The 24651-nt window shown below is 61.9% G+C and carries 40 protein-coding genes; 27 read left to right on the top strand and 13 right to left on the bottom strand.

What is annotated here, in order from left to right:
- Positions 1-21: 21 nt before the first annotated feature.
- From B2790_RS21965 to B2790_RS22025, 13 genes are all read right to left on the bottom strand, one after another.
- The gene (locus B2790_RS21965; protein WP_286919735.1) at positions 22-1764 is read right to left on the bottom strand and encodes an AAA family ATPase; all 1743 of its coding nucleotides are present in this window, start codon (positions 1762-1764) and stop codon (positions 22-24) included.
- Between the two features lie 5 nt (positions 1765-1769).
- Positions 1770-2786, bottom strand: coding sequence for a DNA translocase FtsK (locus B2790_RS21970; protein ID WP_286919736.1), 1017 nt, complete (start codon positions 2784-2786; stop codon positions 1770-1772).
- A 9-nt stretch (positions 2787-2795) separates the two neighbouring features.
- On the bottom strand, positions 2796-2996 hold the full coding sequence (locus B2790_RS21975; RefSeq protein ID WP_060545679.1) for a hypothetical protein: 201 nt from the start codon (positions 2994-2996) through the stop codon (positions 2796-2798).
- A 6-nt stretch (positions 2997-3002) separates the two neighbouring features.
- The gene (locus B2790_RS21980) at positions 3003-4022 is read right to left on the bottom strand and encodes a hypothetical protein (protein WP_286919737.1); all 1020 of its coding nucleotides are present in this window, start codon (positions 4020-4022) and stop codon (positions 3003-3005) included.
- A complete protein-coding gene (locus B2790_RS21985) occupies positions 4019-4234 on the bottom strand; it encodes a hypothetical protein (protein ID WP_232862309.1) in 216 nt (71 codons plus the stop codon). The genes B2790_RS21980 and B2790_RS21985 overlap by 4 nt, the downstream gene beginning before the upstream one ends.
- Before the next feature lie 8 nt (positions 4235-4242).
- On the bottom strand, positions 4243-5046 hold the full coding sequence (locus tag B2790_RS21990; protein ID WP_232892041.1) for a PD-(D/E)XK nuclease family protein: 804 nt from the start codon (positions 5044-5046) through the stop codon (positions 4243-4245).
- A gap of 118 nt (positions 5047-5164) precedes the next feature.
- A complete protein-coding gene (locus B2790_RS21995; protein ID WP_241106649.1) occupies positions 5165-5314 on the bottom strand; it encodes a hypothetical protein in 150 nt (49 codons plus the stop codon).
- Positions 5304-5459, bottom strand: coding sequence for a hypothetical protein (locus B2790_RS22000; RefSeq protein ID WP_286919738.1), 156 nt, complete (start codon positions 5457-5459; stop codon positions 5304-5306). The genes B2790_RS21995 and B2790_RS22000 overlap by 11 nt, the downstream gene beginning before the upstream one ends.
- Entirely contained in the window at positions 5456-5710 is a 255-nt protein-coding gene (locus tag B2790_RS22005) for a hypothetical protein (RefSeq protein WP_241792112.1), read from the bottom strand. Before B2790_RS22005 ends, B2790_RS22000 begins: the two co-directional genes overlap by 4 nt.
- Positions 5711-5775: 65 nt before the next feature.
- Positions 5776-6018 (bottom strand): hypothetical protein, encoded by a 243-nt coding sequence (locus tag B2790_RS22010; RefSeq protein WP_286919739.1) that lies wholly within the window; start codon positions 6016-6018, stop codon positions 5776-5778.
- Between the two features lie 13 nt (positions 6019-6031).
- Entirely contained in the window at positions 6032-6364 is a 333-nt protein-coding gene (locus B2790_RS22015) for a hypothetical protein (RefSeq protein WP_286919740.1), read from the bottom strand.
- Positions 6365-6761: 397 nt separating this feature from the next.
- A complete protein-coding gene (locus tag B2790_RS22020; RefSeq protein WP_286919741.1) occupies positions 6762-7043 on the bottom strand; it encodes a hypothetical protein in 282 nt (93 codons plus the stop codon).
- Between the two features lie 11 nt (positions 7044-7054).
- A complete protein-coding gene (locus B2790_RS22025; protein ID WP_286919742.1) occupies positions 7055-7771 on the bottom strand; it encodes a LexA family protein in 717 nt (238 codons plus the stop codon).
- Positions 7772-7808: 37 nt separating this feature from the next.
- Here B2790_RS22025 and B2790_RS22030 point away from each other — a divergent pair, with 37 nt between their 5' ends.
- The 27 genes from B2790_RS22030 (at position 7809) to B2790_RS22160 (ending at position 24596) form a co-directional block, all read left to right on the top strand.
- Positions 7809-8054: a helix-turn-helix domain-containing protein gene (locus tag B2790_RS22030; RefSeq protein WP_286919743.1), complete on the top strand. Its 246-nt coding sequence runs from the start codon at positions 7809-7811 to the stop codon at positions 8052-8054.
- Between the two features lie 2 nt (positions 8055-8056).
- Complete coding sequence (locus B2790_RS22035) at positions 8057-8368, top strand: CII family transcriptional regulator (protein WP_286919744.1); 312 nt, start codon at positions 8057-8059, stop codon at positions 8366-8368.
- A 2-nt stretch (positions 8369-8370) separates the two neighbouring features.
- Positions 8371-9354, top strand: coding sequence for a DnaT-like ssDNA-binding domain-containing protein (locus B2790_RS22040; protein WP_286919745.1), 984 nt, complete (start codon positions 8371-8373; stop codon positions 9352-9354).
- On the top strand, positions 9344-9862 hold the full coding sequence (locus B2790_RS22045; protein WP_286919746.1) for a hypothetical protein: 519 nt from the start codon (positions 9344-9346) through the stop codon (positions 9860-9862). Before B2790_RS22040 ends, B2790_RS22045 begins: the two co-directional genes overlap by 11 nt.
- Positions 9859-10212, top strand: coding sequence for a hypothetical protein (locus tag B2790_RS22050; protein WP_286919747.1), 354 nt, complete (start codon positions 9859-9861; stop codon positions 10210-10212). Before B2790_RS22045 ends, B2790_RS22050 begins: the two co-directional genes overlap by 4 nt.
- Positions 10209-10490: a hypothetical protein gene (locus tag B2790_RS22055; protein WP_286919748.1), complete on the top strand. Its 282-nt coding sequence runs from the start codon at positions 10209-10211 to the stop codon at positions 10488-10490. Before B2790_RS22050 ends, B2790_RS22055 begins: the two co-directional genes overlap by 4 nt.
- On the top strand, positions 10483-10923 hold the full coding sequence (locus tag B2790_RS22060) for a RusA family crossover junction endodeoxyribonuclease (RefSeq protein ID WP_286919749.1): 441 nt from the start codon (positions 10483-10485) through the stop codon (positions 10921-10923). The genes B2790_RS22055 and B2790_RS22060 overlap by 8 nt, the downstream gene beginning before the upstream one ends.
- Before the next feature lie 43 nt (positions 10924-10966).
- On the top strand, positions 10967-11596 hold the full coding sequence (locus tag B2790_RS22065; RefSeq protein ID WP_286919750.1) for a hypothetical protein: 630 nt from the start codon (positions 10967-10969) through the stop codon (positions 11594-11596).
- Positions 11593-11967 carry a hypothetical protein gene (locus B2790_RS22070; protein WP_286919751.1) on the top strand — a complete coding sequence of 125 codons (375 nt, stop codon included), beginning with the start codon at positions 11593-11595 and terminating at the stop codon, positions 11965-11967. The genes B2790_RS22065 and B2790_RS22070 overlap by 4 nt, the downstream gene beginning before the upstream one ends.
- A gap of 174 nt (positions 11968-12141) precedes the next feature.
- Positions 12142-12429, top strand: coding sequence for a holin (locus tag B2790_RS22075; RefSeq protein ID WP_286919752.1), 288 nt, complete (start codon positions 12142-12144; stop codon positions 12427-12429).
- Complete coding sequence (locus B2790_RS22080) at positions 12416-12925, top strand: glycoside hydrolase family protein (protein WP_286919753.1); 510 nt, start codon at positions 12416-12418, stop codon at positions 12923-12925. The genes B2790_RS22075 and B2790_RS22080 overlap by 14 nt, the downstream gene beginning before the upstream one ends.
- A complete protein-coding gene (locus B2790_RS22085; protein WP_286919754.1) occupies positions 12922-13149 on the top strand; it encodes a hypothetical protein in 228 nt (75 codons plus the stop codon). The genes B2790_RS22080 and B2790_RS22085 overlap by 4 nt, the downstream gene beginning before the upstream one ends.
- Complete coding sequence (locus tag B2790_RS22090) at positions 13146-13361, top strand: hypothetical protein (RefSeq protein ID WP_286919755.1); 216 nt, start codon at positions 13146-13148, stop codon at positions 13359-13361. The genes B2790_RS22085 and B2790_RS22090 overlap by 4 nt, the downstream gene beginning before the upstream one ends.
- 197 nt (positions 13362-13558) lie before the next feature.
- Entirely contained in the window at positions 13559-14017 is a 459-nt protein-coding gene (locus B2790_RS22095) for a lysis system i-spanin subunit Rz (protein WP_286919756.1), read from the top strand.
- Entirely contained in the window at positions 14014-14271 is a 258-nt protein-coding gene (locus B2790_RS22100) for a hypothetical protein (protein WP_286919757.1), read from the top strand. Before B2790_RS22095 ends, B2790_RS22100 begins: the two co-directional genes overlap by 4 nt.
- A 5-nt stretch (positions 14272-14276) precedes the next feature.
- The gene (locus B2790_RS22105) at positions 14277-14777 is read left to right on the top strand and encodes a terminase small subunit (protein WP_286919758.1); all 501 of its coding nucleotides are present in this window, start codon (positions 14277-14279) and stop codon (positions 14775-14777) included.
- Positions 14743-16200 carry a terminase large subunit domain-containing protein gene (locus B2790_RS22110; protein ID WP_286919759.1) on the top strand — a complete coding sequence of 486 codons (1458 nt, stop codon included), beginning with the start codon at positions 14743-14745 and terminating at the stop codon, positions 16198-16200. Before B2790_RS22105 ends, B2790_RS22110 begins: the two co-directional genes overlap by 35 nt.
- 11 nt (positions 16201-16211) lie before the next feature.
- Complete coding sequence (locus tag B2790_RS22115; RefSeq protein WP_286919760.1) at positions 16212-16475, top strand: hypothetical protein; 264 nt, start codon at positions 16212-16214, stop codon at positions 16473-16475.
- Positions 16476-16477: 2 nt separating this feature from the next.
- Positions 16478-18172, top strand: a complete 1695-nt coding sequence (locus tag B2790_RS22120) for a portal protein (RefSeq protein WP_286919761.1) — start codon at positions 16478-16480, stop codon at positions 18170-18172.
- Positions 18173-18478 carry a hypothetical protein gene (locus B2790_RS22125; protein ID WP_286919762.1) on the top strand — a complete coding sequence of 102 codons (306 nt, stop codon included), beginning with the start codon at positions 18173-18175 and terminating at the stop codon, positions 18476-18478.
- Positions 18475-19182 carry a hypothetical protein gene (locus B2790_RS22130; protein WP_286919763.1) on the top strand — a complete coding sequence of 236 codons (708 nt, stop codon included), beginning with the start codon at positions 18475-18477 and terminating at the stop codon, positions 19180-19182. Before B2790_RS22125 ends, B2790_RS22130 begins: the two co-directional genes overlap by 4 nt.
- 10 nt (positions 19183-19192) lie before the next feature.
- Complete coding sequence (locus tag B2790_RS22135; RefSeq protein ID WP_286919764.1) at positions 19193-20191, top strand: major capsid protein; 999 nt, start codon at positions 19193-19195, stop codon at positions 20189-20191.
- 37 nt (positions 20192-20228) lie between these two features.
- On the top strand, positions 20229-20675 hold the full coding sequence (locus tag B2790_RS22140; protein ID WP_286919765.1) for a Bbp16 family capsid cement protein: 447 nt from the start codon (positions 20229-20231) through the stop codon (positions 20673-20675).
- A 9-nt stretch (positions 20676-20684) separates the two neighbouring features.
- Positions 20685-21140, top strand: coding sequence for a hypothetical protein (locus tag B2790_RS22145; protein ID WP_286919766.1), 456 nt, complete (start codon positions 20685-20687; stop codon positions 21138-21140).
- A 54-nt stretch (positions 21141-21194) separates the two neighbouring features.
- On the top strand, positions 21195-21830 hold the full coding sequence (locus B2790_RS22150; RefSeq protein WP_286919768.1) for a hypothetical protein: 636 nt from the start codon (positions 21195-21197) through the stop codon (positions 21828-21830).
- Positions 21827-24151, top strand: a complete 2325-nt coding sequence (locus B2790_RS22155) for a hypothetical protein (RefSeq protein ID WP_286919769.1) — start codon at positions 21827-21829, stop codon at positions 24149-24151. Before B2790_RS22150 ends, B2790_RS22155 begins: the two co-directional genes overlap by 4 nt.
- A 1-nt stretch (position 24152) precedes the next feature.
- Positions 24153-24596, top strand: a complete 444-nt coding sequence (locus B2790_RS22160; RefSeq protein ID WP_286919770.1) for a hypothetical protein — start codon at positions 24153-24155, stop codon at positions 24594-24596.
- Positions 24597-24651 lie beyond the last annotated feature (55 nt).

The following is a 24651-nucleotide window of genomic DNA, read 5'->3' on the forward strand; positions in this document are numbered from 1 at the left end:
GTGGTCTTGCTGGGGATTGGGTCAGCCGGCTTGCTGCATCGGCTGGTCTTGCTGGGCGACACCGCCTTCGATCCATACCGCGCTGATCTCCGGCGGAAGCTTGGCGGGTTTGGCCTTGAGGGTGCCCAGCACGATGGCGCTTTCGATTTCGTTGGCCTTGGCCAAGCTGACCAGCATGCCGAGCAGTTGCCCGCGCGCTGGCAGGTCCAGTACGTCGAAGCGATCGAGCATCACCAGCTTCAAGCCAGAGTGCACAGCGATGGCCAGGGCCAGCAACGTGTCGCAGCGCCACTGTTCAGACTCGCTCAGCAGCTGGTACAAGCGGCCGCCGGCGGTGATGTCCATTTCGGTCGAGACTTGCACGACTGGCCAACCGGTGAGTTTCGACGTGCGGGTCAGGCTGGCATTGAACGGCTGCAGGGCTCCGGCCAGGATCTCGCCGGGGATACCGTCAGGGGCTAGGGCCTTCTCGATCAGCACCCATTCCAGGACGTCGAGGTGGTAGCCGGCGGCCTTTTGGGTGTTGGCTTCTGCGTTCTTGGCTTCGTCAGCCGCTTCGCACAGCGCGTTGTACTGGGCTCGCAGTTCGCCTTCCTGCTTGCGCAGAGCGTTGAGCGATTCAATGGACCGGTCGTATCGGTCCTGGTCGAAGGCTTCGGCCTGCTGGCCTTCCAACTGCGCCAGTTCGTTGCGGGCTGCCTCGGCCTTGGCCACCGCCGCCATGTCGTTCTGCAGGGTACGGCGCAGCATTTCGACGCTGCGCTGCATGTTGGTGATGTCGAGCGCCAGTGTGCTGGTTGCCGCCGTATCCTGCTTCAGCCCTTGGTACAGCTCCAGCTTGCTGCCGACGATCTTCAGGCCGACACCGCAGGCTGGGCATTCACAGCCGCCAGAGCCTACCTGCTGGTCTTTCAACTGGGCCTGCAGATCAGGCAGTTGCTGCTCCAGCTTGGCCAGGTCCTGCTCGGTGGTGGTGCGCTTGGCTACGGCGCGGTCGTACAGGCCGGCGGCTTCTCCCAGTTCGGCTTTACGCTGGCCAAGGCCTTGTGCTGCCTGGCGCTTGGAGTCCTGCTCACCGATAAAGCGGTTACCGTTGTCGATGTCCTCCTGCACTTTCGCGTGTTTCTTGAAAACTTCTTCGCGCTCGTCAGCATTGGAAACGCTATCCGGCGCCTCAAACACCCAGCCTTCTGCCTTCTCGCTGCCGTACTGCTCGCCGGTGATGGCCTTCCAGGCGCCGCGTGACTCGGCGGCGTAGGCCTTGGCCTGTTCCTGGGCAGCGCCAAAGCCACTCAACAGCAGCGGCTTGATCTTCTCGACCTTGTCCGGGTTGGCCTTGCGCTTGGCCAGCATGCCCACAACAACGTCAGGTTTGGCGCTGGACCTGGTCAGCTTGAACAACAGGGCACGGCGGGCCTTCTCGTCCAGCGCAGCGAAGGCGCCGGGCGTCAGCACAAAGGGCAGGTAGTCATCACCGGGCACGCTGTGGCGCTCGGCGGTGCCCTTCGGCAGCGAGAAACTGCTGGCTGCGCCATCGTGACTCACGATGATCTGCGCCTTTTTCTCGCCTTCGGTGACCAGCTTGCCGTAGTCCTTCTTGTGCTGGACGCGGCCGGAGCCGCCCAGGGCGAAGCCAATGGCCTCACGCAAGGACGACTTGCCTGCGCCGTTGAAACCCGCCACCAGGGTGATCGGCGTGGCCAGATCCAGGCTGGCGCTGCGCAGACCCTGGAAGTTCTCGACGAAAATGTGTTCGAGGTGCATGGGGATTACTCCAGGTTGAGGTCGACAGCCTGTTCCAAGGTGCCAACGACGCGGTAAGTGTGTTCGAGCGAGGAATCGCCCTCGGCTTCCAGCTGGATCACGCTGCTTTCCAGCAGGCGCAGCAGCAGCGAGGCGGCGCGGTCACTGTCGATGCTCAGGCGGCGCTGCAGCCAGGCAGCGTCGATGACCTGGCCGTGTAGGGAGACGATCTGCGCAGCCTCGCTGTAGTCGAAGTCGCCAAACTCCTTGCTGATCGGCAGGCTGTCTTCCGGCCATTCGGCGTCGACAACATCGCTGTCGTCTTGAGCATGCTGCTGTTCAGCCTGGGTGATGACCTCGCGGCCACCGTTGGTATCGATGGGGGTAACCACGCCCTCGGCTTCCATCTGCTCGATCATGCGGGTTGCCCGGTTGTAACCGATCTTCAAATGGCGCTGGATCGCGGAAACTGAGCCCCGGCGAGTGCTGCGCACGAAGGACACCGCCTCGCCGTAGAGCGAGTCAGGCCCATCCGGCAGTTCTTCTTCCTCGCGCTGGCGCTCCAGGCCCATGCCCGAAACGATCTCCGACACGCTCAGCGGCAGCTCATGTTGATCTCGCTCCGGCTTCACGAAGTCAGTGCCTTCGTGGTAGTCATCCGGCGCCATCACCAGCAGGCACAGGTGACCTGCGCTGTCGATCAGCTCTTTCCGGTTCGGCGCCTTGGCATCGATGATCCCGGTCGCGGTCAGTTTCTTGGCATCAAACTTGACCTCTTTCATGGTCAGTTCGATGGTCGTGGCGCCACGCGAGGCGATGATGCTCACTGCGGAGCGCACCACATCGCTGGCCTTTTCGGTGATGCGGTCGATCACTTCCTGCTGGTCGTCCTCGCCCAACCGCAAGAACGGCATCTTGATGTTGCGCAGTTCGAACAACGCCGCTTCGACCAGGTCGTGCACCATCAGCTCGTGCGCCAAGACCATCGGCGAAACGCCGTGCAGGTAAGCGCGGTCGATGAACTCTTTGTGTTCAGCTTTCATTGGGGATCCTCAGTACTTGGCGATTTCTTCCAGCTTTTTCTGCTGGGTGAATGTCAGGAGGGTGCGCGGGCCATAGCGCTTGAAGCTGGCCCGCATGTTTTCGACGAACTCTTGTTCCCAGGCGCCCGACGCGTGGAGGTCGGCGGCAGCTAGCAGCGAAGTGAATTCTTCGACCCGGTCATACAGTTCTTCCACGGTCTGGGCGGCCATGGCGGCTTACTCGAACTGCAGGTTGCTGGTATCGCCCGGCTGGGCATCGTCTTCGGCGTCCGCCTCAGGGTCGGAAACCTGCTCAGGTTCCGGCTCTTCTTGGACGTTTTCGGTGGTTTCCTTTACAGAATCGGCAGTTTTTTTACCTTTTCGGGGGCTTTCTGTGACCACTTCTGCCTGTTCTGTTGCGGGTTCGTCGTCAACCACCACACCTGCATCGTCGTCACCTTCGATGATCGCCGGTGGCTCCGGCTCTTTGTTCCGGAGGTCGTTTACGTCCACGGTGTAGGAGCCGCTGGCGTCCTGCTGGGCGTCGATGTAGTCCTCGACCTCTTCACGGGTTTGCAGACCCATCAGCAGTTCGGGCGCATACAGGCGGCCCAGCAGGCTGGCGGCTCGGTAACGCAGCATGATCTCTGGCATGGTCAACCACTTGCTGCCGTTCTTGGTGAGCCAGCCTTCTTCGATCGCCATCTGGATAGACACCAGTGGCCCATCCAGGCGGTCGCCGGATTCCTTCTCTATCACCCATGCGCGGCAAGTCTGATGCTTGATCTTCGCCTTGCGCTGCTCAGTGACCTTCTTGCCATCCTTCCAGAACGTGGCGCTGTAGGTGATCTCCTCGGCCTTGCCCGGCTCGCTGATATCGAAGCGCAGCGGGCTGAACCGTCCGCAGCTGTTGATCGAGGCGATGATGAACTGGCTCGACCAGGACGGGCGCCCCTCGATCACATACAGGTTCTGCATGACCATCAGCGGGTCGGCGCCCATGCGCTGGGCCATGTTGAGCGCCACGATGCAGTTCGGCAGGCCCGCGCCATTTGGCTCATGGCCGACCACGCGGCCGTATTCCTTTTTCTCGGTAAACGCCCGGTATTGAACTGGTACCAGGGTGGATGCCGACAGGGCCTTGGCAACACGCTGGATCTGGTCGAAGCCTTGCCCGGTCAGCAGAGACATGGGTGCATCGTTGGGTTTGGCGACAGCGCTGGTCTGCATCTGCGCCAGGGATGTTGGCTGGCTCATGCTGCGCACTCCTTGTAGCCCTTGAACTTGCGGTACTCGGCTTCGGTGGCTACGGAAACATTGCGCTTATCGCCTTCCTTTGCCTTCACCTCATGGGTGTTGCGCAAGGACGCCAGGAAGCGATTGCGATCCCACACGCGGTGGTGCGAAACGATTGGCGAGTGCTTGCCGGCCGGGTCTTCCAGTCGGATGTACAGGTCTTGGGCGTTCATGGCGAACCTCATTGGTGGTAAGGGCAGGTGGACCAGCGCGGGCAATACTTCGCGCTGCACAGGAAACTCTGGGGGTTTGGTGGGAACAGGCCGGACCGCAACATGTCGGCGCCGATCTGGATCAGCCCGGGGAAATCCTCGGTGCCGACCATCATTTGCTTGGCGCCGACGATCTCGCCGATGCCGGTTTCTGGCTTGCCCTTGGTCTTGAGCCCGATGATGTGGGCCGGAGCGGTGCAGGGCTCGCCGGTGGTGTGCTCTTCGAGGATTTCGTAGGTGCCTATCTGGGCCCAATGGCCCTTGGTCTTGGCGACCCCGTCCACGACAGCAGCGCCGCCGGTCTTTACGTCGGCAATGCCCTTGCCGTCACCGGCTTTGCAGATCCGTGATCGGTCGAGCTGGCCGGTCAGGCGTATGATGGTGCCGCCACCGCAGTCGATCTCCAGCGGTTCAGTGGTCCGCTCGACGGCCACAAACTCATAGCGGGGGCTGATCTCGTTGCAGTAGCGGGTGTGCAAGGGCAGGGCGATGCGCTCGGCCTCGGCCAGGGTCAGTTTGTCGGCCTTCCAGTCGATGTCCTGGTCGGGATTGCGCAGCGTGTGCACCAGCAGCTCGGCGGTGTCGTAGGCCGACAGGTTGCTGCCGTTCATGCGGGATACGTCGAAAGCAGCGGTGCTGGCGTGAATGGCCGTGCCCAGGTGCGAGCGGCCACTGCTGGGCGACCGGTGCTTGAGAATGTGGATGTACTCCCACTTGTAGGCACAGTCGAACAGCGAGCCCCACGAAGAGGCCCGGATGGTTGTGACGGACATGGTGTTTACCTTGTGATGAGGTCAGCCAGGGCAACCAGCGTCAGCCAGCCGGTCCAGCCAAGAAGGGAGTTGAAGGCGCCGCGCCAGATCAGATGCCGGCGCCGGCGCTGGGCCTGGGTCATGGAAAGCGCACCACAAACATGCCGCGGCGGATGCGGATGGTGGTGCCCAGTGGCAGGTCGCGGAACATGAAAAAGCCCTGGCGTTGCAGGGCTTCAACCATCTGTTGGGCGTTTGGGGCGATGAAGCCCCGGCACTTAGCGGTCATAGCGGCGCTCCAGTTGAATGTCGCGCTCGTCCGAGCGCCAGTCGCCAGCCTGGAACGGATAGCCGTCCGGCTCGACATCTTCTTCGGCGGGTTCTGGCTCGTCGTCCAGGTCGGGCGGGTCAAGCCAGCGGTCATAAGCGCTCATGGTTGTGCAGCCCATGCAAGGCGCTGTGTGCGGAGGTTCTGGGCCAGCATGCGATAGCGCGCCATGTCGATTCGCATATGGATCAGATCGCGCTGCTCGGCAGTGATGTCGCCGCGAGCCAGGGCGTAGGCAGTCATGCCGGCCACATAGCTCAGTTCAGTTTCGGAGGCCGCCACCAGTTCGCCCGGTGGTGACGCAAGCGCTCGCTCGATGCTCTCGTCGAACACCGTCTGCGCGGTTTGATTGAACATGGTGGGATCCTCGGTTGATTCCCTGTCTGGCCCTCGCTGGAAGGCCAACCAGTGGAAGCGGCGAATCAATGCTTCTTGACGATTTCGGCGTGGCTGCGGTGGGCGTTCTCGCCAACGTGCTCAGCAACTGAGTGAATGAGCTCAACTGCTGCTTCCTTGCCATGAGTGGCTGCGATCGCCAGACCGGCCATGCCGATCAGCTTCATGGTCAAGTTGAGTACGTCGTTCAAATCCCTTGGCTTGCAGGCGTTTATGTAGGCCTCAACCAGCTTGTTGCACATGCGTTCGGCGGTTTCAGGGGTGACCATGGTTGTTCTCCCTTTAGAACCAGACACGTCGGTCGAAGATGACCGCGGTACCGGCGATGAAGCCAAGCTGCTCCGGATCAACGCCTGGGTTTTGCTTGAGGTAATGGGCGCGGTAGATGGCCGTAGCCTTGTCGTTGCGGGGCAGGCGCTTCAGCAGGCCTTCCTCGTCGACAAACATGTCGGTGCCCTTGCCGTTGTGCAGCACGCCGACCTGCTCGAGGTCGCCGCCGTCCAGGTGAGGCACGATCAGGCTGCGCAGGGTTTGCAGCGTCGGCGCCGCCGGCAGGTTGATGTTCAGATTCAGTTCGGTGCCATCCGGGTGGATGACGGTGTAGTTGGTGTTCATGGGGTGAGTGCTCCGGTTGACTTCCGAAAGCGCCCGAGCTGGGCGCTGACGCGAAATCTTCTGGTGCGGGCCGCTGTTACACGCCACCTGCGGACTGGGCGATGACTTGGTTCGGGGGCCCTGGGGGCCCAACAGCCAGTCGCGGCTCTTCGCCCACTGGCTCTCCCTTGATCAAGGCCCATCCAAGCTGCTGGGCACGGGGCGAGGCTCCCCCTGTACGCGTTCTGCCGGTGGCAGGGCCTTCGCTCGACTGCGGCCCATGACCTTCGCAAATTTTGCGTAGTGCGCAAGTCATGGTTTGCATTATGCGCAAAGTTTTGTTTGCGTCAAGCGCAAACCGGACGGAATGGGCAAAAAAAATCCCGCTCAATGGCGGGATATTTGGAAAGGCTTTTGTCTATCCGCGCTGTATCCAGCGCAGAAGGCGGCCTGTGGTTGTTTCGTAGAGGTAGGAGAGCAGCAGCCCGGCGACCGCCAGGTAGAACCCCAAAGCCGCAGGCCAGTAGAAACGGAATGCACGCTGCTTAAACTGGATAGAACCGAGCCAATCACCGACTGCGCCCTTGAGGTAGTAGTTGTCGCCAGTGATGCGCCAGAAGGTGATAGCGGTGAGGGCCAGGCCAATGATCATAATGACCAGGCCGGCGCGTTTGATAGGGGTGTTCAAAGGCTTGAGCATGAGCGCCTCCGTCAAAGGCCGGTCATCTTGGTGTCGATCACCCGACCGATGAACCGACAGTTTCCATCGATCTCCATCGTACGATAGCCCGGATTCAGCGGGCGCAGGTACTTGATTCCGGCGTCTTCCACGTACTGCTTGAAGGTTTTCTCGCCGCTGTCGAGCATTTCCACGACGTAGTACTTGCCATTGATCACTTCAGCCTCGGGCCTGACCAGGATCAGCGAGCCGGCGGGGAAACTGGGGTTGCCCAGGCAAGTCATCGAGTCACCCTGGACCTTGAGCCAGAAGCCGATATCGGTAGCGTTTTCGGGGGAGGGGAACCACTCGTAGTCTGCCCCCAGGTTGCTTGGCGACTCTGTGAGGTCGCCGGCCTGCACCCAGCTGATCAACGGATACTCCTTGTGTTTCCGTGTGGGCTGCAGGGTGGAGGCGATGTTCGTCCCTTCGTCCAGCTGACCCGATGGGCTCAAGCTGATCTCCAGCTCTTTCAGTACCTTGGCCAGCAGTTCCTTGCTTGCACCCTGCAGGCCGCGCTCCAGGCGCGACACATTACCGGCATCAGTCCCGATCCGGTTGGCGAGTTCTTCAAGCGTCCAGCCTTTGGCCTTCCGCGTCTTTCTGATGATCTGTCCTATTTCCATGGGGATGAATTCTTCTGTCCTGATGCGTGATACGCAAAGCGCGCTGCGCAAATTTTGCTTGCGTTTGATTTGCGTGATGCGCAAACTGATATCGGAACCAACCCTACAGAAGGCAGATGCCATGTCCCCGTTGAAACGAGCACGACTCTCCCGTAGTTGGACGCTGGCCGATGTAACGGCCCGCCTGGCTGCCATGGGCGACCGCGTTGACTCGGGAAACCTCTCCCGGATCGAGCGCGGCGCTCAGAAGGCCTCCACTTCACTGGCTGAAAAGCTGGTTCAGGTGTTTGAGGGCGACCTGACCGAGATGCACATCCTCTACCCCGAACGCTTCAGCAGCGACGGCACCGACGAGGTGGCGGCCTGATCATGTCGACGAACTCATTAAGCCAAGAAAGGCATGACATCACCCGAGAGATCGAAACCTTGATCTTGCAGCGTGTTGCACGGGTGAGCCAAAAGCAGATCGCACTGGAAGCGGGTTGCAGCGAGTCGACCGTTTCTCGGTGGAATGATGGCGAGTACCAGCGGTGGGCCCAGGTCCTGGCAACGTTGGGGCTGCGTGTCGTTCCGGAAGACGCGATGGTGGTGACGGCAGAGTACCTGTCTGCCCTCGAAACCATGGCGCGGATCGGCCTCAAGGCCGAGAAGAAGCGGCCCGGACCGCTGGGCTGGGACTAAACATGCCTGCCTTCCAGATCAATGACGCAGAGTGGGGCGCCCTGGCTGATGAGCCTGCGGACGTCTTCAAGCTGTACTGCGCCATTCGCCGGTTTATGGACTACCGGACCGGTGTATCTGGTGTCGTTCGCCGATTGAGCGAGCAAATGTTTCGTGAAGAGTTGTATATTGCTCCCACGCGCGGGCGGCACGAGTCTGGATCCCCTACCAGGCAGAAGGTGCGTTCGCTGGTTGATCGCCTGATCAACATCGGTGCTGTAACCCCCATTGGACCCTTGGTTTTCCAGCTGCCACACGCGGACTGGGATGGTGCGTCCAAACGATCAGCAACCGATGAACAACCAGATCAGCAACCATATCAACAACCAACAGATGAAACGCCAGAGCCCACGGAATCCGTGGCTTCCAGCGGCGACGATAACGGATCAGCAACCACATCAGAATCAGCCGAATCGCTGATCAGCAACCTACCTCCGATATCCGTTAATCCTATTCACTGTTATTCGCGCGCGGGCTACTTCGCCATGCCGCTCGATGACTGGGGACCGAACCCCAAGACCTTCAAGGCAATCGCCTTCAAGAACGCCGTGCCAGTGACAGAGCTCACTGCCGAGCGTCTGGCCGCCTTTTGCTCGTACTGGTCCGTCAGGCCAGAGAAAGAGCAATCCCAAGCCCAGTGGGAATACCAACTGGTCGACTTCCTGAAAAAACAACTCCAGTACGCCGCCAACAGCGAGGGCAAGGCCAATGGACACCCGCGAACTCCCCAAGCAGAAACCAATCAGCACCGCACCGGGCGTAAAGGCGCTGGTGCTCAAGGCAGTGGATACCGAAGCCAAGGTAATTCCGCTGTCGACCAGGTCCGCAACGCAATCGCCGATCGACGACAGACCGAAGCTGCCGCAGCAGCTACTGGACAGCCTGTGGCTGAAGATGACCGAGATGTACGGCCACCGCTGGACGGCGAATTTTGGCGTGTCAGCTGATCAGGAACACAGCTGGGCCAAGATCCTGGGCGGGCTCACTGGCCGACAGCTCGCAAGCGGCTTGCAGCAGCTGCTGGACCGCGCAACCGAATTCGACTGGCCGCCACCGGCAAACGTCTTCCGAGCCATGTGCCTGCACGTGCAAGGCCTGCCCACCGTCGACCAGGCCTGGACCGAGTCCCTGATGGGCAAGTACAGCCACGAAGCGGTGAAGGTCGCAGCCGAAGCCACGGGCACGTTCGACCTTAGATCGGCCAAGCACAGTGACAAAGCCCTGCGCCAGCGCTTCGAGCGCAACTACGCCATCGTCCAGCGCCGGGCCCAGAACGCCCAGCCCCTCGACGGTCGCATAGCCCAAGGCATCGAGCACGACAGCGGCATGAAGGCCCAGCTGGCCAAGTCCCACCAGGAAGCCCGCGACCTGGTCACCGCACAGAACATCCCTACTGACGGCAAAGCAGCACGTGCGCTGCTGCTTGCCAAGCTCGGCATCCGGAGAGACGCATGAACCGATTAGATATTGATCGCCAACGCATGGAAGAAATGGTTTCGATGCATCACACAATCGAGGCCCAGTCCAAAGAAATCGAACAGCTCAAGGCCGAGAACGAAGCGCTGCGCAAGGATGCCAAGCGCAGCGAGCGCATGCTCTTGGACGTTTGCGTAAATATCGGAAGTATCGGAGAGGCCCTGGGACTGGATATGGATGCCGACGCCGACATGATGATCGGTACGGCCCGCGATCTGATCGACGGCCTGAACCGAATCATCAAGGAATGCCCGCTGGGTTCGCCTGGCTTCGCCATTGCCACCGAGGTAATGGGCGAGCTGGGTGTGACGCAGGAGTCTCAGGAATGAACTACGAACCCCAAGTCCGCACCCCGCGCGGCGTAGATCCGCAGGTGCGCTGCCAAAGCGGGCGCTGCGATGTGTGTGGTAAGTCCCGCGCTCACTTCAAGCACGACAAGTGCTCCAAGGCGCGCCAGGCCGCTGGCTTCCTGCGCTGGAAAGAGCCCGAGGGCGACCGCAAGGTCAAGTGCGTGCAGTGCCACGGGGCTTTCCGCATTGACTCGATGATGGGCAACACCTGCCGTGGCTGCTACGTGCTGGTGTTGCAGGGGGTGGGCCTTGTCTGATCTCAATCCAGTCCAGTTCGTGGTCCCAGGCGACCCAGTAGGCAAAGGCCGTCCACGCGTCAGCACCATCGGTGGCCACGCCCGCATGTTCACGCCCAAGAAGACCGCCAGCTATGAGGGCTTGATTGCCATGGTCGGTACCGAAGCCATGGCCGGCCGCACGCTGCTGGAAGGCGCCGTGATGGTCGAGATGCGCATCGTCCTGGCCATCCCTCAATCCATGTCGAAAAAGCGGAAGGCCATGGCCATTGCCGGCGAGTTGTTCCCGACCAAGAAGCCAGACATGGACAACGTCATCAAGGCGATCTACGACGGCCTCAACGGCGTGGTCTGGAAAGACGACGTGCAGGTGGTCGACGCGTTCGTACGCAAGCGCTACGGCGAAGTGCCGGGGGTGCACGTGCGCATTGTGCCGCTGGAGGCCGCAGCTTGACCTGCAACACAACGAACTACGCGGAACTACGCAAGGGGGCAGTATGAGACTTGGAAGCGCTCGTTTGGCGTGGCACGACGCCTACTACACGCCCTGGGACAGCGTCATGCACCACGGCTTGGAGGGGGCAAAGCTCGCCAAGCGTGGCTACGTGGCGAACGAAACCCGGCCAGAGCGTTTGGAGAACACGGGCAAGTGCGCCCACATGGCGCTGGCGGGGAGGGTGCAGCACGCGATAGCCAGCCTGCCCGAGGATTACCAGCAGTTCGGCCACCACCTGTACGCCCCCGTCATCACCACCGAGGTTTCGAACAACTGGGAGGAAGTGGCGCTGGCCAAGTTGGCCGGCCATGTTCACCTTGAGCTGGAGCGGCGAGGGGAGAAACGCACCTGCAGGCCGTACAGTCGTGAGTGGTGGGTTGCCCGTGGCGTCCTGGTTCGGTACCGGCACATGGTACAAGGCGGCATGGGCGCCAACCCCGACCCCATGGCCGCCCAGTGGGTGTTCAGAGATTGGCTGGCCAGCAACCACGGCGTCGAGCTGGACAGCCGCAACTGGGCCCGGCAGTGGGGTTGGCTGGTGCAGCTCATGTTCGATCAGGCTGGTATCATCGACGGCATGTGCTTGCGCCCAGTCGGGCGCGTGCTGAGCGAGGAGAGGGAAGCCGCGTGAGCGACATGAAAGACATCATCAAGACTTTGGTAAATGAGCGCGAGCTGCTGCGCCTGGCCGCGAAGTCGGCCAACATCGATCTGGTTTACCAGAACGGCCATCCAGGCCGGTACAAGCTTGTTGGGGATTCCACTGCCTGGGTGCCGTGGACCCCGCACCAGGACGGCAACGACGCCATGCACCTGGTTGCAGTGCACGGAATGCAGATCAACAGCGGCAAGATCACCTGTCGCGTGGGCACGACAGCACGTGTGCTACAGGCCAGTTACCCGTATAACCCGCTGGGCGATACCGACCCGGAACAGGCTGCCCAGGCCATCTGCATGGCCATCACCGAACTGGCCGCAGACATCGGCTACAACATGCCTTGACAGAAATGTGCGGGTTTCGGCATGATTTCCCCACTGTGACAAGCAGCACCCGAAACACTAAAACCCGCCATTGAGCGGGTTTTTTGTTGCCTGCAAACAATCCTCAGACCCCGCCATCGAGCGGGGTTTTGCGTTTCTGGAGGCCCCATGAAAGCCCCAGTCAGGAGCAACCCAATGTCGAAACCCGAAGGCATCGTCGAAGCTTTAGGCGCCTCCGTGGCGAACAAGGGCATGCTGGTGGGCGCTACCACTGGTGTGGCCGGCTGGCTGACCCAAGTGAACTGGATTGGCGTCTGTGGCGTGCTGATAGCGGCGCTTGGCTTTCTGGTGAACACCTGGTTCCGCTGGCGTCAGGAGCAGAGAGAGATCGCGGACCGCCAAGCCCGTGAGCTGCGCGAGGCTGCCGAGAGCGCCGCCCGCATCGCCTACTACCGCGAGCGTTGCGAAGTTGAGCGCCCGTAATCGAATCGCGGTCAGCCTGCTGACCATGAGCCTGGCCGGCTTCGGCGCCTGGAAGGCCAGCGAGGGTTTTACCGACGTGGCCGTCATCCCCACCAAGGGCGACGTTCCAACCATAGGCCACGGTTCCACTAGGTGGGAAGACGGCACGCCCGTGAAAATGGGCGACACCATCACCCGCCAGCGTGCCGAGGTGCTGGCCCGAACCCTCAACAGCCAAGCCGAGAAGCAGTTTGCCGCCAGCCTGCCGGGCGTGAAGCTGCATCAGGAAGAGTTCGATCTGTACATGGACTTCGTCGGTCAGTACGGCATGGGCAACTGGCGGCCATCCTCGATGCGCCGCGATCTGCTGGCCGGCAACTATGTTCAGGCCTGCAACGACCTGCTCAAGTACAAGTACGCCGCCGGCTACGACTGCTCGACCCCGGGCAACAAGCGCTGCTGGGGCGTCTGGCAGCGACAACTCAACCGCCACGCCAAGTGCATGAGCGTGCAATGAGCAGGAAGCAGCCGTACACCCCCTGCAAGCTGTATGTCGATGGCGCCGATGGAATTGCGGTCGGCGACTTCATAACCACCGCCGCCGGATCTGCATACCTGGTGCAGACGCTTCGCGTGAACCGCAAGCGGCCCGAGCGCAAGCACATGGATTGCCTGCGCTGGCCCATGGCCGAGATCCCTGCTGACGCACGCTGCTATCAGCTGACCTGGTACGCACGATGAATTCCACAACCACCGAGGCAATTCCTATGTCACCGATCATGAAGTACTTCGAGTTCGCCCACCTGCCGCCGCACCTGCAAGAGGTCAGCAAGCCTATCGGCGAGTTGGCGCAGCTGATGGACGAGCAACTGCCTGATGGCGCCGAGAAGTCTGCCGGGCTGCGCAAGTTGCTCGAAGCCAAGGACTGCTTGGTCCGCGCGAAACTGGGCTGAGGGCGACCTATGAACACTTTCTGCCTGGGCCGCTTATTCATCGAGAAGTGCGGCCAGGCGGCCGGTGCTCCGCTGGTAGATCGAGGCTGGACAAATGAACATGGAGATGGCGGTCGCACTGGCCGCTGTTTCGTCATCCGCCCGCCGTTCTCCCGCAACAAGCCGTGCAACGCCATCGCCATCGGATGGTGGAAAGCGTGACCAACTACCTGATTGCCGGCCTGCTCGCCTGCGGCGTTGTCATCTACGCCGGCTGGCAGAAGATCGAGGCCCAGGCTGTTGCGCTGGACCAGGCCACCAAGCAGGTGCAGACCCTTGAGGCCGCGGCCGAGTCCCGCCGCAACACCATCAAGCTGCTGGCCGACCTCGACACCCAACACACCCAGGAGCGCGAAAGTGCGAACCAGACCAATGCCAGCCTTCGTGCTGATGTCGCTGCTAGCAAGCGCCGGCTGTCAGTCCTCACCGCCAACAGCTGCAGCCCCGCAGGATCTGCCTCCGCCGCCGTCCTGGGTCATGCAGAAGCGCGAGCCGAACTTGACCCGGCGGCTGCTGAACGAATTGTCGCCATCGCCAACGACGGTGACGACGCCATCCGCCAACTGAACGCCCTGCAGGATTACGTCCGCACGGCTTGCCCTGGAGTAGTTCAATGAGCCAGTACGAAGTGAAGACCGCAGACGGGGTGGTGCACCGCATAGAGGCCGTCACTCACACCAACGACTCTCTGGGCCTGACCCTCTATGGGGCTGCCGGTAGCACCGTGGGCATCTTCCCCAAGATTGAGTGGATGCGTCTGGTGCCGGCCGTAGTGGAATCCACTGATACCGCCAGCACCGGCACCAGCACCAGCACCAGCGAAACCAACACCAGCGGTGAGGTTGTAGCCCCGGCCGCCAGCGGCGAGTAATCCTCATGGCCATGACTGTTAAGCGGCATCGGTTCGTGGCCGAGTACCTGAAAGACCTCAACGCTACCCAGGCCGCCATCAGGGCCGGGTACGCGAAGAAGGGGGCCAAGGACCAGGCCTACCAGCTCATGCAGATGCCCGAAGTGGCTGAGGCCATCAAGGCGGCCATGGAGGAGCGAAACAAGCGACTTCAGGTTGACGCCGACTACGTGCTTCATCGGCTGACCGAGATTGACCAACTCGACCTGGCCGACATATTCGACGTCGACGGCAAGCTTATGCCCATTCGGCAGTGGCCCCTGATCTGGCGGCAGATGGTCAAGGAAGTGGACATGAAGACCGGCAAGGTCAAGTTCCACGACAAGCTGCGTGCGCTTGAGTTGATCGGCAAGCATGTCAACGTCAATGCGTTCCGGGAGCAGGTTAACCACACCGGGGACATCAACTTCACGGACATGACGGACGAAGAACTTGAACGCCGTATCGCCAAGCTCTCCGGCCACTAAGGCTGGCAAGCTGGAGCTGCTGGCGCTGCTGGAAGAGCGGGCCCGGAGAAACGCCCAGCGCCAGTACCTGCTGCAGTTCGAATCGCTTTACGAATGGCAGCTCAAGTTCGTCAGGGCCACGGCTGATTTCTCGTCATGCATGCTCATGGCGGGCAACCGGGTCGGTAAGACCCGCACCGGCCTGACGATTGATGCTGTCCACCTGCTGGGCGACTACCCGGCGGACTGGGAAGGCCACCGCTTCAACCACGCACCGCTTTGCTGGCTGCTTGGCTACTCGATGGAGAAGACCCGCGACCTGCTGCAAAAGCCGCTGTTCGGCACCTACGAGAACGGCAAGTGGTCGGGCGGCCTGATCCCGGCTGATCGTATCGTCGGCCACCTTTCCGCCAGCGGCACGCCCGGCGCGATGCGCGAGATCCGGGTAAAGCACGCATCGGGTGACGTGGCCACGGTGCAGTTCTGGTCCTACAGCCAGGGCCAGCACGCAATCATGGGCGACAGCGTCGACTGGTACCACATCGACGAAGAGCCCGAAGACAAAGAGATCTACCCGCAGGTCATCACCCGAACCGCCACTGGCGACCGTGGGCGAGGCGGGCGGGGAATCTTGACCTTCACCCCTGAGAACGGGCGAACCGAACTGGTCGTCAAGTTCATGGACGATCCGGGTGAAGGCCAGTACATGCAGCGCGCTACCTGGGATGACGCGCCGCACCTCACCGACAAAATCAAGGCCGAGTTGCTCAGCGCATACCCGGCTTGGCAGCGCGATATGCGTACAAAGGGGCTTCCATTGCTCGGCACCGGCCTGATCTTCGACTTCGGCGACGACGACATCAAATGCGCTCCGTTCCCCTGCCCCGACCACTTCTGGGTCATCAACGGCCTGGACTTCGGGTGGGATCACCCGCAGGCGCACGTGCAGCTGTGGATCGACATGGAAGCGGACGTGGTCTACGTCGCCCATGCCTGGAAGCAGTCGAGAGTCACCCCGGTCACGGCATGGGGCTCGGTCAAGTCATGGGCCCAGCACGTGCCCACGGCCTGGCCAAGCGACGGTTTGCAGTCCGAGAAGTCATCGGGCGATGAGCAGAAGAAGGCCTACGTCGATGCAGGCTGGAACATGCTGCCCGAGCACGCAACGTGGCCTGAGGGCGGCGTAGGCGTGGAGGCCGGCCTTGTCCAGATGTACGAGCGCATGACCACCGGCCGCTGGAAGGTGTTCAGCCACCTGAGCGGTTTCTTCGAAGAGAAGATGAACTACCACCGTGACGAGAAGGGCCGGATCGTCAAGCTTGGCGACGACATCCTGGCTGCAGCGCGGTACGCCTACATGATGCGGCGCTTCGCCCGTCAGCGGTTCCAGTGCAGGCCGGTTACGCACGGTACGCACCAATCTCATTACGATCCATTCAACTGAGGACTTCACCCATGGGCGGAGCAATCAAACAGGCGGCCAACGTTGCAACGCTCGGGCTGAGCGATGCAGTACTCGGCGACAGCTTCGACACGCCGAAGACCAGCACCACCACTGCCGATGAGGTGAAGAACAACGACGTGTCGACCGCCGACGCCGAGGGCAACGCCGCTGACAAGCGCCGCCGGGCCAAGGCTGCCGGCATCAGTTCCACCATCCTGGGCGGGGCCAGCGCTGCTGCCGCACCAACCGCCACCAAGACCTTGCTGGGGCAATGACCATGGCCACCGACAGCCCACGCAAGCTGGCCGAGAAGCGGCTGTCAGCGCTGAAGAACGAGCGTTCTTCCTGGGACACTAATGCCAAGGAGATTTCCGACTTCATCCTGCCCATGCGCTCGAGGGTGATGTGCGACGACACCAACCGTGGCGACCGCCGCAACAACAAGATCATCAACAACCGGGCCACGATGGCCAGCCGTACGATGGCTGCCGGAATGATGAGCGGCATCACCTCGCCCGCGCGTCCATGGTTCAACCTGCAACCGGTGGCCCGGGCGATCATGGAGTTCGGGCCGGTCAAGTCGTGGTTCTACGAGTGCACCCAGCGCATGCGCGACGTGTTCCTGCGCTCGAACCTGTACCAGGTGCTACCGACTTGCTACCAGGAGATGGGCACCTTCGGGACCGGCTGCATGTGGGTCGATGAGCATCCAGAGACGGTGATCCGCTGCGAAGCCTTCACCTGGGGCGAGTACTTCATTTCGAACGGCGCAGACGGCAAGGCATCTGCCATTTATCGCGAATTCAAGTGGACCGTGAACCAGCTGGTGGAGAAGTTCGGTTTTGAAGCGCTGAGCCCTTCGTCCAAGACCCTGTACGAGAACAACAACGGTGACCAGTTCATCAGCTGCGCCCAGCGCGTAGAGCTGAACATGAACGCCAACCCGGACCGGGCCGGCAGCCGCAACCTGCCGTACAGCTCACTGGTCTGGGAGGCAGGCGCCCCGGGCGACATGGTGCTTGAGGATCGCGGCTACCACGAATTCCCGGTCATGGCCGTGCGCTGGGAGGCGATGCCCGGTGATGCCTACGGCACTGGTCCTGGCCGCGTCTGCCTCGGCGATGTTAAAGCCCTGCAGCTGTACGAGCGCCAGGCGGCTCGCATGACCGAGACAGGCGCCAATCCGCCGCTGCAGGCCCCGGCCGAGCTGCGTGGCCAGCCCAGCAGCACCATCCCGGGCGGTGTGACCTACGTCCCCTCGATTGGCGGCCAGAACCAGATGGCGCCGATCTACGAGCCTAATGCGGCCTGGCTGTCACCCATCCAGGCGAAGATCCAAGAGCACGAAGGGCGGATCAACGAGGCGTTCTTCGTTGACCTGTTCCTGATGGTCAGCCAGCTCGACACCGTGCGCACCGCTACCGAGATCGCGGCGCGCAAGGAAGAGAAGATGCTGATGCTCGGGCCAGTGCTGGAGCGCATCAACGACGAGCTGCTTGACCCGCTGATCGACCGAACCTTCAACATCATGCTGCGCCAGTCCATGCCTATCTGGGCTGGCATCATCGATGGCGACCCACTTCTGCCGCCCCCGCCGCAGGAGCTGATCGAGGCCAATAGCGAGATCCAGGCCGAGTACGTGTCGATCCTGGCTCAGGCGCAGAAGTCCCAGAACGTGCTGGGTCTGGAGCGGTTCGCGACTCTGGCGGGCAACCTGTCGGGTGCCTTCCCTGAGGTGCTGGACAAGGTCAACTCCGACCAGCTCATCGAGGAATACGCAGACGCCATCGGCGTGGTGCCTACCGTGGTCCGTGGTGCCGATGAGGTCGCTGCCATCCGGGAGCAGCGCGCCCAGCAACAACAGGCCCAGCAGGCCCAGCAGGCCATGGGCGCCGCCATCCAAGGGGCGAAGCTCTTGTCCGAAACCGAAGTCACCCCGGACAACGTCCTGGGCCAGATGCTGGGGGCCTAAATGTTCGAAGACGCCGAGATCCTGCAGCAGCGGGAGGACGCCGCACGCCTGGAGCGAGAGCAGGCAGCCCAGGACTTCAAGTGGCTGATGGCTGATTCGCGTGGCCGGCGCCTGGTCTGGAAGCAGCTTGAGGAGGCCCGCGTGTTCCACCCGGTCTACGACCCGAAACCAATCCCGATGGCCTTCAACGAAGGTCGCCGCCAGCACGGCCTGAACCTGCTGGAGCGAATCAACACCCTGTGCCCGCACCTGTACCAGGTGATGGTCGCGGAGAACACCACCAAACCCGACGAGGCAAACGCATGAACCTCTTCATCCACGGCCGTCTCGGCCACTTTCTCATGAACGAAGCCGGCGCCGATGGCGGTCAGGGCGGTGGTGCAGCTGCTGCCCAGACCTCTGCCGAACCGCAAAGCAGCATCCTCGGCGGCGATCAAGGTGCCCAAGGCCAGCAGCAACAGCAGGCAGGCGATACCAACCAGCAAACCCAGGAAAGCCAACAACAGGGTCAGAAGCAGGAAGGCGAGGGCGATCAGGCGCAGAAGCCTGTTGTCCCTGAGACCTACGCCTTCAAGGACCTGCCAGAAGGCTACGCGATGAGCGAGCAGCAGCTGGCCGAGGTCAGTCCGCTGTTCAAGGATCTTGGCCTGACCCAGGAGCAGGCCGACAAGCTGGTTGCCTTCGACGCCCAGCGCGCTCTGGCTGCCGAGCAAGCCGGCCTGGAGCAGCGCCAAGGCTTGGTCACCGGCTGGGAGAAGTCCCTGCGCGAGGACGCAACCTTCGGCGGCGCCAACTTCGACGCCAACGTCGGCGTTGCTCAGAAAGCCCTGGCCCAGTTCGGTACCCCCGAGCTGAGCACCATGCTCAAGGAGTCCGGCCTGGGCTCCCATCCAGAAGTTGTTCGGCTCTTCCACCGGATCGGCCAGCAGTTGGCCGAGGGCCAGCTGCATAGCGGTTCCGGCAATCAGTCCCGCAAAACCGACGCCGAAGTCTTCTACGGCAAATCCTAAGGAGTAAATCATGGCCGTTATCGCCCAAAACTCCCTGACGCTGGCCGATTGGGCCAAACGGCAGGACCCCGACAGCAAGCCGGCGCGCATCGTCGAGATGCTGAGCCAGACCAACGAAGTCTTGTCCGACATGCTCTGGCAGGAAGGCAACCTTGCCACCGGCCATCGGACCACCATTCGCACCGGCCTGCCGACCGGCACCTATCGTGCGCTGAACGCCGGTATTCTGCGCACCAAGTCCACCACCGTTCAGGTGGACGAAACCTGCGCGATGCTGGAAAACCTCGGCATCGTTGACGAGGCCCTGGCTAATCTCAACGGCAACACTGCCGCTTTCCGCCTGTCCGAGAACGCTGCCTACATCGAGGGCATGAACCAGGACATGGCCACCGGCCTGTTCTACAACAACAGCGCCCTGGAGCCAGCCAAGTTCCTGGGCATGGCGCCTCGCTACAGCGACAGCACTGCGAAGAACGGTCAGAACATCATCAAGATGGGTGGCGCTGGCTCTGACAACGCGTCTATCTGGCTGATCGTCTGGGGTGACCAGACTGTGCACGGCATCTACCCGAAGGGTTCCAAGGCCGGCCTGGACCACAACGATATGGGCATCGATCTGGTAGACGACGGCTCGGGCACCAACCGCGTGTTCCGCGCATACCGCGACCACTACAAGTGGGACTGCGGTGTCGCGCTCCGCGACTGGCGCTACGCGGTCCGCATTTGCAACATCGACATCAGCGATCTGCTGGCCGACACCAACGGCACCAGCGTCAAGATCATCGAGGCGATGATTCGTGCTGTGCACCGCATCCCGAACCTGCGCATGGGCCGCCCCGCGTTCTACATGAACCGCACCATCCGCGAGTGCCTGGACATCCAGGCGATGAACAAAGCCAACGTCCAGCTCAAGATTCAAGAGTACGACGGAGAGTTCATCACCAGCCTGCGCGGCGTGCCGTTCCGTACCGTTGACGCCTTGCTCAACTCCGAATCGCCGGTCGTCTGACCGGCGTTTCACCACCATCAGTCCAGGAGAATTCCTCATGATCACCGACAAGCTGAACCTGTTCAGCGGGTTGACTGGCCAGGCAGTCACCGCGACGGCGGCATCGACCGATGTCATCGATCTCGGCCCGCTCACCCATGGCAACACTCGGCGCGATATTGGCGCCGGGGAGCCGCTGTACCTGGTCATCGCTGTTCTGGTTGCCGCCGCTGCTGCTGGCGCTGCCACCGTCAACTTCCAGCTGCAGACCAGTGACGACAATGCCACCTGGGTCACGCTGTATGACTCGGGTGCTACTGCGTTGGCCGACATGGCCGCCGGCAAGCGCCCGGTTGCTGTTGCGGTCCCGCGCGGCGTTCGCCGCTACCTACGCGTCAACTACACCGTTGGCACCGGCCCACTCACCGCTGGCACGTTCTGGGCTGGCCTGGTCAAAGACGTCCAGGACACCGCGACCTACGCCAGTGGCTTCGCGATTGCGTAAGGAGCAGCCATGTTAGTTATCGCACTCGAACGCGGCTTTTACGGCGGCAAGATTCAGGAGCCGCCGGAAGCCGGTGGTGAGCCGTTCCACATCCTCAATGAGAACCACCTTGGCAAATGGATGCAGCCACAGGGCTGGAAGCCATCCGGTAAAGCCCAGGCATCAACCACCACCAGCACCGGCAGTCAGGCCAAGCAACCCTTGGGCTACGCCGCCAAGTTCAACGGTGGAACCCGCTGGCGCGTCATCGACGCCAAAGGCGAGTGGTTCAGTGACTTCATCGGCGCCAGCAAGGAAGAGGCACAGGCCGAAGCTGACCGCCTGAATGCCGGCGGCGATCCTTACGTTAAGCCTGAGGACACCACCTCAACCACCACCAACAGCACCGGCAGTCAGGACGGCGGTGCTGGTGTGGGCAATGATGGCAACGCCGATGACGATGACGACGAAGGCCCGGACGCCTGAGTCAGTCACCCACCAAGGGCCCTTCGGGGCCCTTTTTCATGGAGTCAGCATCACATGTCCTCAGTGATCGACATTTGCAACATGGCGATCTTCCGCATCGGAAACGGCACCCGCATCGATGACCTGGAAGAGACCAGCCAGCCGGCCCGGATCTGCAAGCAGTTCTACGAGAGCAGCCGTGATTTTGTGCTGCGTGCCGACTGCGACTGGGGCTTCGCCACCGCTTTTGCCCAGCTCGCCGAGGTGGCCGACAACCCGAACCCCGATTTCCAGTACGCCTACGCCGTGCCGAACGACTGCATGCGCGTGCGCCGAATCGTCAATCCTGGCTGGCCGCAGGGCGCTATCCCGGTTGGCTACGAGTGCTACATGCCTGAGCTGCCGCGCATCCCGTTCCGGGTGGTCAACGGGTCGAGCCAGCGCCTGATCAGCACCAGCGTGAGCCCGGCCACTCTGGAGTACACGCTGAAGGTCACTTCGCCGGAACTGTTCGACCCGATCTTCGTGTCGGCCTTGGCCTGGTACCTGGCCGGTGAGATCGCCGGGCCGCTGGCTCAGGATGCCGGCATCGCCAGCGCCTGCTACGCCCAGTACAAGGCCACTGTGCTAGAGGCCGCTGCCACCGCACTCAACGAAGGCACCACCCAGTACCAGCGCGAATCCACCTTCATCACGGGGCGTGGGGCATGACTGAAGTTATCCAGCCGTCCTTCAGCGCTGGCGAGGTATCGCCAGCCACCTATGCCCGGGTTGACCTGGGCCGGTACTACACCGCGCTCAAGACCTGCCGCAACTACCAGGTCCTGCCCGAGGGCGGGGCACAGAACCGCTCCGGTACCCGCTTCATCGTCGAGACGAAGAACAGCTCGGCCAAGTCCAGGCTGATCCCCTTCCAGTATTCTACCGAGCAGACCTACATCCTTGAGTTCGGCAACCTGTATATCCGCTTCGTCAGCATGGGCGGCCAGGTCGTAAGTGGCGGGTCAGCCTACGAAATTGCTTCGCCGTATACCGCGGCGCAGCTCTCTGCCCTCAAGTTCACGCAGTCGGCGGATGTATTGACCATCGTTCATCCAGACCATCCGCCCCGCGAGCTTTCGCGCCTTGGGCCGACGAACTGGACCTTAACTGCCATTGTGTTCGAGCCCAGCATCGCGGCGCCGACCGGGTTGTCGGCAACTGCACGCACGGGTGGCTCGGGCGATACCACCGAGTACCAATACAAGGTGACAGCCGTCAGCAGCATTTCAGATGGCTCCGTCGAGTCGAATGCCAGCAACACAGCCACGGTGAACAGCTTCGACAATAAGCCAGGGGCAAGCCTGAGCTGGACAGCTTCCGCTGGTGCCGACCATTACAACATCTACAAGAACAAATCCTCTGGCGTGTTCGGTTTCATCGGCCAGGCCACAGGTACGACCTTCACCGATATCAACATCACGCCCGAAACTGACAACACGGTGCCTATCGCATACAACCCGTTCGCCGATGGCAACAACCCTTCAGTGGTGGGCTACTACCAGCAGCGCATGGTGTTCGCGGCCAGCAAAGCCAACCCGCAGACTGTCTGGATGTCGCGCACTGGCGACTTCCACAACTTTGGGTATTCCGACCCGAATAAGGATGACGACGGCATTGAGTTCGTCATCGCCAGCCGGCAGGTCAACCAGATTCGCCACCTGGTGTCGCTGCGCGAACTGCTGGCCATGACCTCCGGCGCAGAGATCGCCATCACCGGATCAACTGATTCCGGCGTCACAGCTGCCAACGTCTCTGCGATTGAGCAGAGCTACTTCGGCACCAGCGATGTGCCGCCGGCCATCTACGCCAACACGGCGCTGTACATCCAGGCCCGTGGCGGCAAGCTGTCGACGCTTGCCTACAACTACGTATCGGACGGCTTCCAGCCCCAGGACGTCAGCGTGCTGTCGTCGCACCTCCTTCGCGGCTTCACCATCCAAGACATGGCCTTCACCCTGCAGCCGAACGGCATCCTGTGGATGGCCCGCAACGACGGCATGCTGCTGGGCTTCACCTTCCTACCAGACCAGCAGGTCTATGCCTGGCACTGGCACGATACTGACGGTGAGGTCGAGTCGGTGGCATCGGTGCCAGAGAACGACGAGGACGCGCTTTACCTGATCGTTAAACGCACCATCAATGGGGTGACCAAGCGCTACATCGAGCGAATGGCGACCCGCCAGCTAACCAAGTTCGGCAGCGGCGACTACTGGTTTGATCGGGCCTTCTTCGTGGATTGCGGCCTGACCTATGACGGCCGGCGCACCGGTGCCGCGGTGCTCAGCGGTGGCACTGATTGGATGTACCCGAACCTGCTGACGCTGACCGTCGGCGCAGCCACCTTCGATGCTGGCATGGTGGGTCGCAGCGTCATCCTTTACGGCGGTGGTGATGAGTACTCAATAGGCGAAGTGCTGACGGTGAAGATCGCCGCCTACACATCGCCAACTGTCGTCACCGTTGAGCCGCAGACCCTGGTGCCGGATTCCTTGCGCGGCGTATCGGCAACACGCTGGGGCATTGCAGCCTCTACGGTGAGCGGACTGGGCCACCTGGAAGGCAAGACCGTCAGCATCTTGGGAGACGGCAACGTTGTCCCGCAGCAAGTCGTCAACAGTGACGCCATTACCTTGGATAGCCCGACCCTGGTAGCTCACATCGGCCTGCCGATCACCGCTGACTTCGAAACCCTGGACCTGACCCTGCAGAACAATCAGGCGTTCTTGGGCAGCAAGAAACGCATCAACCAGGTTGTGGTGATCTGCCAGGAAAGCCGCGGCATCTTCGCCGGCCCGGACGCCGACCACTTAGACGAGTTCAAGCAGCGGGCCGACGAGGACTATGGCGAGCCGATCGAGCTGCTCACCGGCCGCGCCGAGATGGAGATCCAGTGCCAGTGGGACAACTACGGGCGCCTGTTCATCCGCCAATCAGACCCGTTGCCACTCACCATTCTGGGGGTAATGCCCAATGTCCAGTCGGGCGGCTGAGATGCTGCCGGCTGATGACCGGCTTATCGAAATGACCGTGGCCAATGCGCGCATGGCTGACCGGCTGGAGTTCGAAGCCATTCGTGGCCTTACCGTAGAGCAGGAGCTGCGCTATTCGGTGGAAAGGAGCGGGAGGCCCCTGGCCTACATGGTGAATGGTCGGGTTGTCGCCATGTTTGGCGATATCAAGCTCGATGAGCAGACCGGGGTCCCGTGGCTCATAAGCACGACCGAGATCGACAAACACCACCGATCATTCCTGATCGAGTGCGACCGCGAGGTCGCCGCCATGCGCCAGCGTTACCAGGTGCTGATCAATTACACCGATGCCCGCTATGTGAAGGCCCTTCGCTGGCTGCGCTGGCTCGGGTTCCACATGCATGACGCCGTGCCCTACGGGATCAACGGTGAACTGTTCCATCCAATGACATTGAGGGGGCTGTAATGGGCGCAGCAGCAGGGGCTGGCGCAGCAGCGGGCGGTGGCCTGCTCAATGCGTA

The sequence above is a fragment of the Pseudomonas sp. UBA6753 genome (genome assembly GCF_002453565.1).
GTDB classification, from domain to species: domain Bacteria; phylum Pseudomonadota; class Gammaproteobacteria; order Pseudomonadales; family Pseudomonadaceae; genus Aquipseudomonas; species Aquipseudomonas putida_Z.

Coding starts and splice junctions, on each gene's coding strand:
- B2790_RS21965 (WP_286919735.1), bottom strand. CDS start 1,764: ATGCACCTCGAACACATTTTCGTCGAGAACTTCCAGGGTCTGCGCAGC.
- B2790_RS21970 (WP_286919736.1), bottom strand. CDS start 2,786: ATGAAAGCTGAACACAAAGAGTTCATCGACCGCGCTTACCTGCACGGC.
- B2790_RS21975 (WP_060545679.1), bottom strand. CDS start 2,996: ATGGCCGCCCAGACCGTGGAAGAACTGTATGACCGGGTCGAAGAATTC.
- B2790_RS21980 (WP_286919737.1), bottom strand. CDS start 4,022: ATGAGCCAGCCAACATCCCTGGCGCAGATGCAGACCAGCGCTGTCGCC.
- B2790_RS21985 (WP_232862309.1), bottom strand. CDS start 4,234: ATGAACGCCCAAGACCTGTACATCCGACTGGAAGACCCGGCCGGCAAG.
- B2790_RS21990 (WP_232892041.1), bottom strand. CDS start 5,046: ATGTCCGTCACAACCATCCGGGCCTCTTCGTGGGGCTCGCTGTTCGAC.
- B2790_RS21995 (WP_241106649.1), bottom strand. CDS start 5,314: ATGACCGCTAAGTGCCGGGGCTTCATCGCCCCAAACGCCCAACAGATG.
- B2790_RS22000 (WP_286919738.1), bottom strand. CDS start 5,459: ATGAGCGCTTATGACCGCTGGCTTGACCCGCCCGACCTGGACGACGAG.
- B2790_RS22005 (WP_241792112.1), bottom strand. CDS start 5,710: ATGTTCAATCAAACCGCGCAGACGGTGTTCGACGAGAGCATCGAGCGA.
- B2790_RS22010 (WP_286919739.1), bottom strand. CDS start 6,018: ATGGTCACCCCTGAAACCGCCGAACGCATGTGCAACAAGCTGGTTGAG.
- B2790_RS22015 (WP_286919740.1), bottom strand. CDS start 6,364: ATGAACACCAACTACACCGTCATCCACCCGGATGGCACCGAACTGAAT.
- B2790_RS22020 (WP_286919741.1), bottom strand. CDS start 7,043: ATGCTCAAGCCTTTGAACACCCCTATCAAACGCGCCGGCCTGGTCATT.
- B2790_RS22030 (WP_286919743.1), top strand. CDS start 7,809: ATGTCCCCGTTGAAACGAGCACGACTCTCCCGTAGTTGGACGCTGGCC.
- B2790_RS22035 (WP_286919744.1), top strand. CDS start 8,057: ATGTCGACGAACTCATTAAGCCAAGAAAGGCATGACATCACCCGAGAG.
- B2790_RS22040 (WP_286919745.1), top strand. CDS start 8,371: ATGCCTGCCTTCCAGATCAATGACGCAGAGTGGGGCGCCCTGGCTGAT.
- B2790_RS22050 (WP_286919747.1), top strand. CDS start 9,859: ATGAACCGATTAGATATTGATCGCCAACGCATGGAAGAAATGGTTTCG.
- B2790_RS22055 (WP_286919748.1), top strand. CDS start 10,209: ATGAACTACGAACCCCAAGTCCGCACCCCGCGCGGCGTAGATCCGCAG.
- B2790_RS22065 (WP_286919750.1), top strand. CDS start 10,967: ATGAGACTTGGAAGCGCTCGTTTGGCGTGGCACGACGCCTACTACACG.
- B2790_RS22075 (WP_286919752.1), top strand. CDS start 12,142: ATGTCGAAACCCGAAGGCATCGTCGAAGCTTTAGGCGCCTCCGTGGCG.
- B2790_RS22085 (WP_286919754.1), top strand. CDS start 12,922: ATGAGCAGGAAGCAGCCGTACACCCCCTGCAAGCTGTATGTCGATGGC.
- B2790_RS22090 (WP_286919755.1), top strand. CDS start 13,146: ATGAATTCCACAACCACCGAGGCAATTCCTATGTCACCGATCATGAAG.
- B2790_RS22100 (WP_286919757.1), top strand. CDS start 14,014: ATGAGCCAGTACGAAGTGAAGACCGCAGACGGGGTGGTGCACCGCATA.
- B2790_RS22105 (WP_286919758.1), top strand. CDS start 14,277: ATGGCCATGACTGTTAAGCGGCATCGGTTCGTGGCCGAGTACCTGAAA.
- B2790_RS22115 (WP_286919760.1), top strand. CDS start 16,212: ATGGGCGGAGCAATCAAACAGGCGGCCAACGTTGCAACGCTCGGGCTG.
- B2790_RS22120 (WP_286919761.1), top strand. CDS start 16,478: ATGGCCACCGACAGCCCACGCAAGCTGGCCGAGAAGCGGCTGTCAGCG.
- B2790_RS22125 (WP_286919762.1), top strand. CDS start 18,173: ATGTTCGAAGACGCCGAGATCCTGCAGCAGCGGGAGGACGCCGCACGC.
- B2790_RS22130 (WP_286919763.1), top strand. CDS start 18,475: ATGAACCTCTTCATCCACGGCCGTCTCGGCCACTTTCTCATGAACGAA.
- B2790_RS22135 (WP_286919764.1), top strand. CDS start 19,193: ATGGCCGTTATCGCCCAAAACTCCCTGACGCTGGCCGATTGGGCCAAA.
- B2790_RS22140 (WP_286919765.1), top strand. CDS start 20,229: ATGATCACCGACAAGCTGAACCTGTTCAGCGGGTTGACTGGCCAGGCA.
- B2790_RS22145 (WP_286919766.1), top strand. CDS start 20,685: ATGTTAGTTATCGCACTCGAACGCGGCTTTTACGGCGGCAAGATTCAG.
- B2790_RS22150 (WP_286919768.1), top strand. CDS start 21,195: ATGTCCTCAGTGATCGACATTTGCAACATGGCGATCTTCCGCATCGGA.
- B2790_RS22155 (WP_286919769.1), top strand. CDS start 21,827: ATGACTGAAGTTATCCAGCCGTCCTTCAGCGCTGGCGAGGTATCGCCA.
- B2790_RS22160 (WP_286919770.1), top strand. CDS start 24,153: ATGCTGCCGGCTGATGACCGGCTTATCGAAATGACCGTGGCCAATGCG.